This is a genomic window from Acidovorax sp. HMWF029 (assembly GCF_003060895.1).
GTDB lineage: Bacteria > Pseudomonadota > Gammaproteobacteria > Burkholderiales > Burkholderiaceae_C > Acidovorax.
The window spans coordinates 1-12,447 of sequence record NZ_QAIH01000033.1; the positions used below are offsets into that span (position 1 = coordinate 1).

Here is a 12,447-nt window from a genome sequence, read left to right on the forward strand (position 1 = left end):
GGACAGGGGGGGGGTCATGGATGCTCCTTGCACGACGATCGGTTAGGCACCAGAAAAACCCCGGCGTAGCCCACGCGCCTTGCAGCTGCCGGGCCTGGTGGCCAGCCGCAAGGCAGCACACCGTGTCAGCAGCGCTGCAGGGTGTGGCGCAGGAAAACCGGACAAGGAAGTTGCCGACAGCCCGCCTGCATCCCTCCCGATGCGCAGCGGCACTCTGTGCGCCCCCCTCTGGCTGTGAGTTTCTTGGTTCTTATGTATGAGGTTGTAGCCAGGGGGGCAATGTAGCAAAAGCTTGTATCTTTTCTGTAACCATTCAGGGCCTCTGACACAGGCTGACACACAAAGCCGGGCGCGGCGCATGTCAGCCCTCCACGCAGTTCAGTGGCATGCGGTACAGCCACACCACCCGCCCACCCGGCGCGCGCAGTTGGGCGCTGGGCAACACGCCGGGCACGGCGAACTCCAGGCTCACCAGCCAGGCGCCGGGGGCCAGTTCGGCCTGGGCCTTGGCGGCAGCGCGGGCCATGCTTTCGGGGCGCTGGAACAAATACACCATGCGATAGGGGCTCCAGTCAGCCTTCCACATGTCTGCGCGCCGCACCTGGGCCCAGGGGCACAACGCGGCGCACAACAGGCGCAGCGGCCAGCTCCACTCCAACCCTTCAAGTTGGGCAGCTGGATAGGCGTGGCGCAGGGCCTTGAGGCCATCGCCCAGACCACAACCGGCATCCAGCACCCGCGCACCCAGCGGCAGCGGCGCCTGCACGGCGAGGGACTGCAGCGCGTAACGCGGCGTGGGAAACAGCGGCGCATCGCGCCAGGCGTTGAGCGGGTAGACCAGCAAAAGCAGCGCCAGCGGCACGAGCCAAGCCCAGGTCGGCAGGCTGGCCGCGCCCAGCAGCGCCAGCGACAACGGGAACCCCGCCGCAATCAGCCCGCGCCGCCACCAGCTGCCGCCCAGCACACTGGCAGCCGTGCCCAGCACGCAGGCGGCCAGCAAAGCCCCCACAGGCGGCACGGCAGCACGCTGCAGCGCCACAAAAATCAGCCACGCGCCCGCCCACGCCACCAGCGCGGGCAAGGGCCAGGGCATACGCAGGGCCAGCATGGGTCTCTGTTGCCTCCGCTCAGCGCCCGACCAGGCCGCGCAGCAGCAAATGGTTAGGGTTTAACACCTCGCCGGAGATGCCAACGACGGCGCATGTGGGCAGGGTGGGCAGGTCCATCCACCGCTGGATCTTGGGGCGTTTCTTGGCTTGGGCATACCCGCCCAGCGAAGCCACGCACAGGCCAACGGCCCGACAGGCAGGCAACGGGGCAAAGCGCAAAGGAGTCATGGTGGTCTGCTCGGGGAGATACAGGAAGAGTCACCCGGCAAACCTTCTGGGCCACAGCGCAGCATTGCATCGCTGCTTGCCAAGGCCTTGCGGTCAACCCGGGTGTGTTGAACACAGTGCAGTGTAGGCCCCGCACAAACGCATTTTGCCTGTACAAGTTACCTGTGGAAACCGCTTGTGTGCGCTATTTCACGCATCCCCGGGGCAAGCAGTCCAGGGCCCAGCGCAGTGTTTCATGCTTGAAGGCACAAATGAAAAGGATGGATTTTTGGCACTGGCAAGGCGCAAACCGGAGCGATACAGGGTGTATCGCGAGGATTCGCAACGCTGCCGGAGGCGAAAAGACGCCTATTTATGAGCCAGATAGCGTGGTGCAGCCGATGCTCCTTCTGCCGCGCAGGCTCCTAGCCCCGCAGGCGGTCGATCAGGCCGTTCAATGCCTCCAGCGAGCCAAACTGGATGGCCAGCTCGCCCATGTCTTCCACCCGGCCATGGCGCTTGACGCGTTTTTTCACGCGCACCTCGACCTCGGCCATCAGCAGGTCCGACAGTTCTTCTTCCACGCGCTTCAAGTCGCGCGACTTTTCCTTCTTGGGCTTTTGGGGCACCAGGCTGAACTCGGCACTGAGCTTTTTCACCAGTGCCTCGGCCTCACGCACCGACATTTTCTTGGCCGCAATCTGGTTGCCCGCCGTGATCTGCGCGGCGCGGTCCAGCGCCAACAGCGCACGCGCGTGGCCCATGTCGATGTCGCCCGCCATCAGCATGGTCTGCACCGGCTCGGCCAGGTTCAACAGGCGCAGCAGGTTGCTGGCGGCGCTGCGCGAGCGGCCTACGGCTTGAGCGGCCAGCTCATGCGTGAGTCCGAATTCGCGCACCAGGCGCTGCAGACCCTGGGCTTCTTCCAGCGGATTGAGGTCTTCGCGTTGGATGTTCTCGATGAGCGCCATGGCAGCGGCGGACTCGTTGGGCACGTCGCGCACCAGCACCGGCACTTCGGCCAGGCCCGCCAGGCGCGAGGCCCGAAAGCGCCGCTCGCCCGCGATGATTTCGTACTTGCCCGCATGCTCGCCGTCCGTCAGGCGCCGCACTAGGATAGGCTGCATGATGCCCTGGGCCTTGATGGACTCGGCCAGCTCGTACAGCGCGCCCTCGTCCATGCGCGTGCGCGGCTGGTACACGCCGGGCACCAGTTCACTCAGCGGCAGGCTGCTGGGCAGGCCCGCCTCAGCGGCCTGGGCCTGCTCCACTTTGTCTTCGACCTTGGGGCCCAGCAGGGCTTCCAGGCCTCGGCCGAGGCCCTTGGGTTTTTTGGTGACCATGAAATGCGTCTCGCGAAAGGAAAAAGGAGGGGAAGAATCAGCGGTCGATGATGACCAGCGTGCCGTGGCTGCCGGGCGCCACGGCATGGGGGACACCCGCCGGGACGATGAACACCTCGCCCGCATTCACCTCGGTGACCTGGCCTTGCAGGTCGAGGCGCATGCAGCCGTCGAGCACCAGCAGGGCCTCGTCAAAGTCGTGCGATTCGTCAGGGTAGGCCGCGTCGTCCATGCGCAGCACCTTGAGGTTGGCGCCTGCGGCCTGGCCCACCACCGTGGAGTTCCAGGCGCGGGGCAGTTGGTCGGCAATGGCAGCGAGGGAGATTTTGGACATGGATGCGAAACGGAACAGGGGTTGTCAACGCGGCGCACGGCCCATGGCGCGGCGCCTTTTGCGGCTGCGCCACAGGCGCAACCACACACCGAACGCCACCATCAGCAGAACCAGGGCCAGCATGAACTGCCCCAGCGCGCCCACCACCACCGCCCCGCTGGGCAGCAACCAGGCCAGCACCAGCTGCAAGGCGTCGCCAAGCCAGGAGAAGTCAGCCGTGACCCGCCGAGATGGAGGGACAGCGCCGTTCGCCGTCACTGGCGGGCGCTTGCGCCAAAAGGCCCAGCGGCTCATGCCGGGGTGACGAGCTGCATCAGCCAGCCCCGCCCCTCGTCCCAGTCGCCCAGGCCAGATTCGGCATTGATGTGCCCGCGCTCGCCATAGTCCACAAACCGCGCACCCCAGGCCTGCGCCAGCCCTTCGGCACGCTCGAAGCTGCAATACGGGTCATTGCGGCTGCCCACCAACGTGGCCGGGAACGGCAGCGGCTGGCGTGCAATGGGCGCCCAGCCGTGTATCTGCGCAGCCAGGTCGGGCCGCTCCACATCGCCAGGCGCCACCAGCAGCGCGCCGCGCACCTTGGCCGCATGGCGGGTGTGCGCCGCCCACCAAGCGGTGAGAATGCAGCCCAGGCTGTGCGCCACCAGCACCACCGGGCCATCGGCGTCAAGCACGGTTTCTTCGAGGCGGGCCGACCAGTCGCCACGCAGCGGGCGCATCCAGTCGTGCTGCTCCACGCGGTGGTAGCCATGCGCGGCCTCCCACAGGCTTTGCCAGTGGTCGGGGCCGGAGTTCTGCCAGCCGGGCAGCAACAAGACGTTGGAAGCCTTCATCACTATCAATTTAATAGCTACTAACGCTTACCCATCAGGCGGAAGCAGGCATTTTTGCCATGGAAGAGCCCGCAGCGGGCATGGTTTTCACGCGCGCGACCATCTCTTGCGCAAACTCGATGAAAGCCAGGCTGCCCTTGGCGGCCGGATCGAACACCACGCCCGGCAACCCGTAGCTGGGCGCCTCGGCCAGGCGCACGTTGCGCGGGATCACGCTGTTGAACACCTTGTCGCCAAAGTGGCCCTTGAGCTGGTCGCTCACCTGCTGCTGCAGCGTGATGCGCGGGTCGAACATCACGCGCAGCAGGCCGATGATCTGCAGGTCCGTATTGAGGTTGGCGTGCACCTGCTTGATGGTGTTGACCAGATCGGTCAGGCCTTCCAGCGCGAAGTATTCGCACTGCATGGGCACGATCACGCCGTGTGCGCTGCACAAGCCGTTGAGGGTGAGCATGGAGAGCGACGGTGGGCAGTCGATGAGCACGAAGTCGAAGTCGCCATCGGCCTCGGCCAGGGCGGCCTTCAGGCGCTTTTCGCGGTGTTCCAGCGCCACCAGTTCCACCTCGGCGCCCGCCAGTTCTCGGTTGGCGCCCAGCACCCAGTAGCCACATTTGTCCGACAACACGGCCGCCTCTTTCACCGAGGCGGATTCGAGCAGCACGTCGTACACCGACAGCTGAAGGCTGCGCTTGTCCACGCCCGAGCCCATGGTGGCGTTGCCCTGCGGGTCCAGGTCCACCATCAGCACGCGCTGGCCGATCTTGGCCAAGCCGGCGGCGAGGTTGACGGTGGTGGTGGTCTTGCCAACGCCACCCTTCTGGTTGGCAACGCAAAAGATTTTGGCCATGTGGGTGCTGCAGTCCGTGTTGTTGTTGTCGTTGTTTTATTTGGAGATGGCGAGCTTGATGCCAAAACCGATCAGGAAGACACCCGCCACTTTTTCCAGCATGCGGCCGATGCGCGGGTTGGCGCGCATGCGCTCGGCCAGGTGGTGGGTGAGCAGCACGGCGATCAGGCCATACAGAAACGAGAGCACAGCCACCGTGGCCGCCATCACGCCAAAGGTCAGCATGCCCTGGTGCCGGGCCGGGTCCACAAACAGAGGAAAGAACGCCATGTAGAACACGATGGCCTTGGGGTTGAGCAAGGTGATGAGCGCGGCCTGCTTGAAGTAGTGGCGCGGCTCGATGTTCAGGATGGGCTGGGCACCCGGCTTGGCGGTGAGCATCTTGAAACCCAGCCACGCCAGGTAGGCCGCGCCCAGCCACTGCACGGCATTGAAGGCTGCCGGGTAGGTGGCCAGCAGCGTGGCCACACCGGCCACCGCAGCCCACATCAGCACCTGGTCACCCGCAATCACGCCCAGGGTGGCGGCCATACCGCCCCGGATGCCGCCCTTGCTGGTCGAGGTGATGAGCGCCAGATTGCCAGGGCCTGGGATGAGCAGGAACAACACGATGGCGGCGACAAAGGCGCCGTAGTCTGCGATGCCGAACATGGTTTCTCCCGGTGTGCTGGATGGGTGCACAGAATCGATGCACCCGAAGTGAGGAGTCGAGTTTACGCGAGCCCCCCGCCCGCTCGTTGAAAAGTCGGTGCCCGAAGGTCAGGCGGGCTTCATCCAGATGATGCAACGCTCAGCATCCAGCCCCGGCACAGCAAGCTGTTCCACGTGAAACACCGCCACATCCGCAGGCAGCGCGGCGATTTCATCCTCGGGGTATTTGCCCTTCATGGCCAGCCACCCGCCATGGGGCGCGGCCAGTGCGCTGCGCGACCAGGTCACAAAGTCTGGCAACGAGGCAAACGCGCGGCAGCTGATGAGGTCAAACGGCGTGGTCAGCGTTTCGACACGCGCATGCACACCATGCAGATTGCGCAGCTTGAGCGCCACCGCCGCCTGCTGGATGAACGCCGCCTTCTTGCCCACGGTGTCCACGCAGCTCACATCCACATCCGGGCAGCAGATGGCAAACACCACACCGGGCAGGCCCCCGCCAGAACCCACATCGAGCAGCTTCACCGCCGCCGCCCCACCCTGCTGCAGGCCCGCCACATGCCGGCGCAGCGGCGCCACGGCGGCCAGGCTGTCGAGAAGGTGGTGCGTCATCATCTCCTGCGGGTCGCGCACAGCCGTCAGGTTGTAGACCTTGTTCCACTTTTGCAGCAGCGCCAGAAAGTCCATCAATAGCCCGACCTGCGCATCGCTCAGGCCCAGCGCCAGGGCATCGGCCCCGGCTTGCAGTTGCTGGCGCAGGCTGTCGTTGTTGCTGTTCACCGCCATCGTCATGCCGCCACTTCGCCTTCTGCCTTGGTGGGCGTTGCTGGTGCCACAGCGAACTCCTTGAACCCGCCCTTTTTCAAATGCACCATCAGCAGCGAGATCGACGCGGGCGTGATGCCGGTGATGCGCGAGGCATGGCCCAGGGTCTCGGGCCGGTGGCGGCTGAGCACCTGGCGCGCCTCAATGCTCAGGGCCGTGACTTGCATGTAGTCCAGGTCCGGCGGCAGACGCAGCTTTTCAAAGTGTGCGGCACGCTCCACTTCGTCCTTCTGGCGGTTGATGTAGCCCGCGTACTTGGCGGCAATCTCCACCTGCTCCACCACCGGATCGCTCAGGTCACCCAGGGTTTCACGTGAAACATCGGTGGATGCGTATTTGCCGCCATCCATCGACACCAGGTTGGCGTAGCTCACATCGGGGCGGCGCAGCAGTTCGAACAGGTTGTATTCGTGCTCAATGCTCTTGCCCAGCACGCGCTCGGATTCGGCGGCGGGCAGGCTGCGGGGGTTCACCCAGGTGGCTTTGAGGCGTTCTGTTTCACGTGAAACCGCATCACGCTTGCGGCTGAAAGCATCCCAGCGCGCATCGTCCACCAGGCCCATCTGGCGCCCCACTTCCGTCAGGCGCATGTCCGCGTTGTCTTCGCGCAGTTGCAGGCGGAACTCAGCCCGGCTGGTGAACATGCGGTAGGGCTCGGTCACGCCCTTGGTGATGAGGTCGTCCACCAGCACGCCCAGGTACGCCTCGTCACGACCGGGCAGCCAGGGCGCATCGCCACGGCATTGCAGCGCGGCGTTGATACCCGCAAACAGGCCCTGCGCTGCCGCCTCTTCGTAGCCGGTGGTGCCATTGATCTGGCCCGCAAAGAACAGCCCCTGGATCTGCCGCGTCTCAAAGCTGCTCTTGAGCGAGCGCGGGTCAAAGTAGTCGTACTCAATGGCGTAGCCGGGGCGCAAGATGTGCGCGTTCTCCAGCCCCGGCATGCTGCGCACCAGGTCGTACTGGATGTCGAACGGCAGGCTGGTGCTGATGCCGTTGGGGTAATACTCGTGCGTGGTCAGGCCTTCGGGCTCCAGAAAGATCTGGTGGCTGTCCTTGTCCGCAAAGCGGTTGATCTTGTCTTCCACACTCGGGCAGTAGCGCGGGCCCACGCCCTCGATCTTACCGGTGAACATGGGGCTGCGGTCAAAGCCGCTGCGGATGATCTCGTGCGTGCGCTCGTTGGTGTGGGTGATCCAGCAAGGTACCTGCTCGGGGTGCATGGCCGCATTGCCCATGAAGCTGAACACGGGCACCGTGCCCTCGTTCACGCCACCGGGCATGCCGTCGCCGGGCTGCTCGGTGCATTGGCTGAAGTCGATGCTGCGCCCGTCGATGCGCGGTGGGGTGCCAGTCTTGAGGCGGCCCTGGGGCAGTTTCAGCTCCTTGAGGCGCGCACTCAGCGACACGGCGGGCGGGTCCCCTGCCCGGCCAGCGGCGTAGTTGTTCAGGCCCACGTGGATCTTGCCGTCCAGAAAGGTGCCCGCCGTCAGCACCACGGTGCGGCTGCGGAAACGGATGCCCACCTGCGTGACGGCGCCGACCACGCGATCGCCCTCCACCATCAGGTCGTCCACCGCCTGCTGGAACAGCCACAGATTGGGCTGGTTCTCCAGCATCCGGCGGATGGCCGCCTTGTACAGAATGCGGTCGGCCTGCGCCCGCGTGGCGCGCACGGCCGGGCCCTTGCTGCTGTTGAGGATGCGGAACTGGATGCCGCCCTCGTCCGTGGCCAGCGCCATCGCCCCGCCCAGCGCATCCACCTCTTTCACCAGGTGGCCCTTGCCGATGCCGCCAATGCTGGGGTTGCAGCTCATCTGCCCCAGTGTCTCGATGTTGTGGGTCAGCAGCAGCGTTTTACTGCCCATGCGCGCAGCGGCCAGCGCGGCTTCGGTGCCTGCATGGCCACCGCCGACAACGATCACATCAAATTCCTGGGGGTACAACATGGGGAACACTCCGGGGCCTGGCGGGCCCGATAATCAAAACATCCGGTGAATACGGGCACCTTCACCCAAGGCGCCGTTCACCGGCCCTGCTGGTGGCGGGCGCACCCGGCGCCCCAGCAGGCAACCCGCGATTTTCCCACTTTGCGCAGACCGTGTCTGTTTCTACGCCCCTCACCCTCTTCCTGACCCAGTTGCTCGGCCCGCCACCGACAGCCGTACAGACCTGGTGGACCAGCGCCCAGTGCCTGCAGCGGCAACGCGGCCAGCCCCTGATCCGCGCGGGCGAGCACTGGCGGCACCTGTGGTGGGTGGAGCGAGGCGCCCTGCGGCTGTACTACCTGGACCGCGACGGCGCAGAGTCCAACAAGAACTTCTTTCTGGACGGTGCCCTGTGCTGGCCCATCACCCCGACACTGCGCCAGCAGCGGGCGATGTTTCACGTGGAACCGATGGAAGACAGCGTGGTGTGGGCGCTGCCCTTGCCTGCCGACGCGAACGCGCCGCTGCCCAGCGCGGGCTGGGCACCGTGGGCCGCCCTGGAGCACCGGGTGCTCTGCGCCCTGCTCGACGGCAAGATGCAGCGCGAGCGGGAGTTCCTGCAACTCAGCGCCCGCCAGCGCTACACCCGTTTGCTGGAGCAGCACCCGCAGTGGGCCGAACGCATCGCACTCAAGCATCTGGCGTCCTATCTGGGCGTGACCGATGTGTCGCTCTCCCGCCTGCGCAGCGAGATGGGGCTTATCAAAGGATAAGGCGCGGGGCGGGTGCCACCGGCACAGTGTGGGCACCTCGTTACCAAGGTCCTGGACATGACCACCACTGCTCCCCTGCACCACTCGCCAGTACTGCTTTCCCTCCTGCCCCACGCCCTCGCCGTTGTGTGGCTCGGCCTCATGGCCGGGTTCTTCGGCACCTACAGCGCCAACGTCAACCTGGCCATGCTGCAAATGGATGGCACCACCTACGCCACCGTGCAATCGGCCTTTAATCGCAACGTGCGGCATGCGCTGTTCTTTGCGATGTTCTTTGGCCCACCCGCGTGGTGCGCTCTGACCCTGGCCACGGCATGGCGGGACCACCGCACACTGTGGTGGCGCCTGCTGGCCCTGGTCGGTGTGGCCTACCTGCTGGGCATCATTGCCTTCACCCACCAAGTCAACCTGCCCCTGAACTACACCACCGAAGCCTGGAACCCCCAGGCCCTGCCCGCCGACTGGGCCCAGGTGCGCGACCAGTGGAATGCCGCCAACCTGTGGCGCGCGTGGCTCAGCCTGGGCTGCTTTGTGGTGGCGCTGGGCACGCTGGTGGTGCGCCTTGGCGCTAGGCGCACCGCCCCCTGAATACTGCACACCCTGAATCCCGTCACCTGCCCCGGCTTGCAGGATTCCTGCCGCGCGCCTGTGATTCAATCGCAGGCACCATGCCCAACACCACCACCCACTCCTCCCTCCTCGTCTTTGCCGGCAGCACGCGCCAGCAATCGTTCAACCGCAAGCTCGCCCACGCCACGGCGGCCATCACGCGCGATGCGGGGGCCAGCGTCACGCTGATGGAGCTGTCGGACTTCGACATCCCGCTCTACAACGCCGACCTCGAAGCCCAGGGCACGCCCGCCGATGTGATCCGCCTGAAGGAAATCCTGTGGCAGCACCCGGCCTGGATCGTCTGCTCGCCCGAGTACAACGGCAGCTACACCGCCCTGCTCAAGAACACCATCGACTGGGCCTCCAGCCCCGTCAAAGGCCACCCCGACTGGCAGGACGGCACCAAGAGCTTTCGCGGCAAGGTGGTGGGCATGCTCAGCGCCTCGCCCGGCGCCCTGGGCGGCCTGCGTTCCCAAAGCCACCTGGGCCCGCTGCTGACCAACCTGGAATGCTGGCTGGCGCCCAAGGCGTTTGCACTGGGCTCAGCGGGCAGCGCGTTTGACGACAGCGGCGCCCTCATCCAGCAACCTCACCGCGACCGCGTGCGCGCCGTGGTGGACCAGGTGCTGTGGGCATCGGCCCGGCTCAATGGTGAGGCCGCCACGGGACAGTGAGCATTGAAGCAGGGGCAAAAAAGGCCCTTGCGCCTGCCCCATAAGCCCAGACAGCTATACAAACAAGAGCAACACACCCATGGATTGCCGCCCCGGCTGCGGCGCCTGCTGCACCGCCCCCTCCATCAGCTCGCCCATCCCGGGCATGCCCCAGGGCAAACCGGCGGGGGAGCGCTGCATCCAGCTGGGGGACGATGCGCGCTGCCGCATTTTTGGGCAGCCCGAGCGCCCGGCGGTGTGCGGCGGGTTGATGCCATCCACTGAAATGTGCGGCACCACCAACGAGCAAGCGCTGGTGTATCTGATGCGGCTGGAGCGACTGACGCAGCCGGGCAGTGTGGACGAACCGGTGGCGTAGCCGATCTTCCTCCTCTTACCGCCTGACCGGGTGACTGCTACTTCATCGAGTGCAGACCTACCTTGTTGCCCTCGGTGTCCACAAAGTGGGCAAAGAACCCGAAGTCACTACCAATCTCTGTCTTGGGCACCACCACCTGGCCACCGGCCTGCGCCACACGCGCCAGCAGGGGGGCCAGGTCGTCTCCGCCGTTGAGGTACACCATCGTCCCGTTTTGCGAAGGCACACCACCCTCACCCTGCACAATGGCGCCGCCCACGGCCTCGGGGTCGGTGGATAACATGCCCATCATGGTCGGGCCCATGGCCATGGGCGCGATGGTGATGCCCAACACCGTTTCGTAGAAAGTCTTGGCGCGGGTGAAGTCGGTCACGGGGATCTCGAACCAGTTCAAGGCATGGGGCATAGGGCTCTCCTTGGGGTTGGGAAACCGAAAACCAGCACTGTGAACTTGTACGCTGACCAGCGCAATGGTGGCGCGTCACCCGGCGCCGTTGGCATTTTGTAGTTTGTGCTTTTTGTATGCGACACCGGCCACCACCAGATTCGCAATCCCCAAGCCCAGAAAACCAAGCACTCCCGCACGCCAAAGGTTTGTGTGTGCAGCATTCAAAGCTTGAGTGTCGAAGCGAAGAACCCGCAAATGCGCGTCAAGACGCTCGGCTTCCGGCTGGCTCAGCTGGGAACGGTCCGCCAGAAGTTGATCTTCCAGATTTGAAATCACCGCTGCAATGGGGTCTTTGATGAGCGGGATCTGCACAAAACAATAGGCGGCCAGGGAGAGCGCCAATAGTGCAAGGCTCAGAGATACGAGGAATAGGCGCATGGTGAAGCTACTGGTGACGGACAAGCGGAGGGTTCCACGCAGCGCGCTGAATCACCACCCGGTAACCGTCCCCATCCTCAAACGTGCAGCCCTGCTGGCTCCAGTACGGATTGAACGATTCGACCTCCTTGAAGCCAGCGCCACGCATCGCCTGGCAACGTTCCGTCCACGCCTGATGATCTGGAGCATAGAAGACAAACAGATCTTCGGGCGTTGGCTGCGGCGTCACTGGGTGCCTGCGGCAGACGGTGAACTCGAAGTGGAAATCCGCCCCGCGAAACCCAAGCATGGCACCATCAAAGCCATCGTGGTCCGCAAAGCTTGCAAGCTCTTCCAGGCCAAGGCCCTGCTGGTACTGCGCGACAGCGTGATGCAGGTCGCGCACAGGGCGTGCGATTCTCAGATGAATGCTCATAGCGCTTGGGGGAGGGTGTAGTGGGTCGCCGCCTCACTATAGCCACCGCCGCACGCAGGCCCGACCGAAATCGGCTGGACGGTCATGCCTATCCGTCGATCCGTTGCGCCTGTTGCTTTTCACGGCCTGGGCAACGCCCGATCCTCCCGGCACGCCTTCAGCGGCTTGGCCGTGGCCGAGGCGATGCGCAGCACCCGCTGCTCGCGGCGGTCCACCACCACCTTCATGCAGGCGCAGCCGTGGCCGTAGTGGCCGTTGGTCTTTGTCCATTGCGCGTCGGTGAACACGGGCCAGTCGCCCTCGGCGCTGGCGCCGCCCTGGGTGGCGATCACCCACTCGCCATCGCGGTCGGTCAGGGTTGCGTTGCCGGGGGTGGGGTTGTGGAACCAGCCGCAGCGGTTTTCCAGCGGGGCAGCGCGGCTGGTCGATGGCACAGCAGTGTTTTGGGCGCTGGCGGCCACGGCGCAGGCCAGCAACGCGGCGCCCAGCGCCAGGTGGCGGGCGTGGCGCCGCAGTGGGGTGGAGGCGGGTGGCATGGGTGGTCCTCTCTGGATTTGAAGAAAAATGGGCCCTTCGGCGCGTCCATCATGCCTTGATAGCTATCAAAAGCGAAGCGCTTGATACTCTGGTGTCACACAGCGGCGGCCCCGCGCGTCTAAGCCCAGGCCCCGCCCGATCCGGTGCATTGGGCGCACACTCTACCTCCCCGCTC

18 protein-coding genes are annotated in these 12,447 nt (G+C 65.3%); 4 read left to right on the forward strand and 14 right to left on the reverse strand.

The annotated features are described in order from the left end of the window. Nucleotides 1-361: 361 nt before the first annotated feature. The 10 genes from DBR12_RS02180 to mnmG form a co-directional block, all read right to left on the reverse strand. Entirely contained in the window at nucleotides 362-1,108 is a 747-nt protein-coding gene (locus DBR12_RS02180; protein WP_108615744.1) for a class I SAM-dependent methyltransferase, read from the reverse strand. A gap of 19 nt (nucleotides 1,109-1,127) precedes the next feature. Continuing rightward, nucleotides 1,128-1,337 (reverse strand): hypothetical protein, encoded by a 210-nt coding sequence (locus tag DBR12_RS02185; protein WP_108615745.1) that lies wholly within the window; start codon nucleotides 1,335-1,337, stop codon nucleotides 1,128-1,130. Nucleotides 1,338-1,741: 404 nt separating this feature from the next. Further along, nucleotides 1,742-2,659 (reverse strand): ParB/RepB/Spo0J family partition protein, encoded by a 918-nt coding sequence (locus DBR12_RS02190; protein WP_108615746.1) that lies wholly within the window; start codon nucleotides 2,657-2,659, stop codon nucleotides 1,742-1,744. A 37-nt stretch (nucleotides 2,660-2,696) separates the two neighbouring features. Beyond that, entirely contained in the window at nucleotides 2,697-2,993 is a 297-nt protein-coding gene (locus DBR12_RS02195) for a cupin domain-containing protein (protein ID WP_108615747.1), read from the reverse strand. A 24-nt stretch (nucleotides 2,994-3,017) separates the two neighbouring features. Then, a complete protein-coding gene (locus tag DBR12_RS02200) occupies nucleotides 3,018-3,287 on the reverse strand; it encodes a hypothetical protein (protein ID WP_108615748.1) in 270 nt (89 codons plus the stop codon). Further along, nucleotides 3,284-3,826 (reverse strand): alpha/beta hydrolase, encoded by a 543-nt coding sequence (locus DBR12_RS02205; protein WP_108615749.1) that lies wholly within the window; start codon nucleotides 3,824-3,826, stop codon nucleotides 3,284-3,286. The genes DBR12_RS02200 and DBR12_RS02205 overlap by 4 nt, the downstream gene beginning before the upstream one ends. A gap of 34 nt (nucleotides 3,827-3,860) precedes the next feature. After that, nucleotides 3,861-4,673: a ParA family protein gene (locus DBR12_RS02210; protein WP_108615750.1), complete on the reverse strand. Its 813-nt coding sequence runs from the start codon at nucleotides 4,671-4,673 to the stop codon at nucleotides 3,861-3,863. A 36-nt stretch (nucleotides 4,674-4,709) separates the two neighbouring features. Continuing rightward, nucleotides 4,710-5,324, reverse strand: coding sequence for a LysE family transporter (locus DBR12_RS02215; RefSeq protein WP_108615751.1), 615 nt, complete (start codon nucleotides 5,322-5,324; stop codon nucleotides 4,710-4,712). Nucleotides 5,325-5,432: 108 nt separating this feature from the next. After that, complete coding sequence (gene rsmG, locus DBR12_RS02220) at nucleotides 5,433-6,110, reverse strand: 16S rRNA (guanine(527)-N(7))-methyltransferase RsmG (protein ID WP_108615752.1); 678 nt, start codon at nucleotides 6,108-6,110, stop codon at nucleotides 5,433-5,435. A gap of 2 nt (nucleotides 6,111-6,112) precedes the next feature. Next, entirely contained in the window at nucleotides 6,113-8,098 is a 1,986-nt protein-coding gene (mnmG, locus tag DBR12_RS02225; protein WP_108615761.1) for a tRNA uridine-5-carboxymethylaminomethyl(34) synthesis enzyme MnmG, read from the reverse strand. Nucleotides 8,099-8,250: 152 nt separating this feature from the next. Between mnmG and DBR12_RS02230 the strand changes: the two genes are divergently transcribed. From DBR12_RS02230 to DBR12_RS02245, 4 genes are all read left to right on the forward strand, one after another. Next, entirely contained in the window at nucleotides 8,251-8,850 is a 600-nt protein-coding gene (locus tag DBR12_RS02230; protein ID WP_233244255.1) for a Crp/Fnr family transcriptional regulator, read from the forward strand. Nucleotides 8,851-8,907: 57 nt separating this feature from the next. After that, nucleotides 8,908-9,438 (forward strand): DUF1772 domain-containing protein, encoded by a 531-nt coding sequence (locus tag DBR12_RS02235; protein ID WP_108615754.1) that lies wholly within the window; start codon nucleotides 8,908-8,910, stop codon nucleotides 9,436-9,438. Between the two features lie 80 nt (nucleotides 9,439-9,518). Further along, complete coding sequence (locus DBR12_RS02240) at nucleotides 9,519-10,136, forward strand: NADPH-dependent FMN reductase (protein ID WP_108615755.1); 618 nt, start codon at nucleotides 9,519-9,521, stop codon at nucleotides 10,134-10,136. Between the two features lie 79 nt (nucleotides 10,137-10,215). Further along, nucleotides 10,216-10,494 carry a YkgJ family cysteine cluster protein gene (locus DBR12_RS02245; RefSeq protein ID WP_108615756.1) on the forward strand — a complete coding sequence of 93 codons (279 nt, stop codon included), beginning with the start codon at nucleotides 10,216-10,218 and terminating at the stop codon, nucleotides 10,492-10,494. A 37-nt stretch (nucleotides 10,495-10,531) separates the two neighbouring features. Here DBR12_RS02245 and DBR12_RS02250 read toward each other — a convergent pair whose 3' ends face one another. The 4 genes from DBR12_RS02250 to DBR12_RS02265 form a co-directional block, all read right to left on the reverse strand. Beyond that, entirely contained in the window at nucleotides 10,532-10,900 is a 369-nt protein-coding gene (locus DBR12_RS02250) for a VOC family protein (RefSeq protein ID WP_108615757.1), read from the reverse strand. Nucleotides 10,901-10,975: 75 nt separating this feature from the next. Continuing rightward, nucleotides 10,976-11,344: a hypothetical protein gene (locus DBR12_RS02255; RefSeq protein WP_146185446.1), complete on the reverse strand. Its 369-nt coding sequence runs from the start codon at nucleotides 11,342-11,344 to the stop codon at nucleotides 10,976-10,978. After that, nucleotides 11,328-11,735 carry a VOC family protein gene (locus DBR12_RS23505; RefSeq protein WP_108615759.1) on the reverse strand — a complete coding sequence of 136 codons (408 nt, stop codon included), beginning with the start codon at nucleotides 11,733-11,735 and terminating at the stop codon, nucleotides 11,328-11,330. Before DBR12_RS23505 ends, DBR12_RS02255 begins: the two co-directional genes overlap by 17 nt. Before the next feature lie 119 nt (nucleotides 11,736-11,854). Further along, complete coding sequence (locus tag DBR12_RS02265; protein ID WP_108615760.1) at nucleotides 11,855-12,271, reverse strand: DUF4087 domain-containing protein; 417 nt, start codon at nucleotides 12,269-12,271, stop codon at nucleotides 11,855-11,857. Between the last annotated feature and the right edge of the window lie 176 nt (nucleotides 12,272-12,447).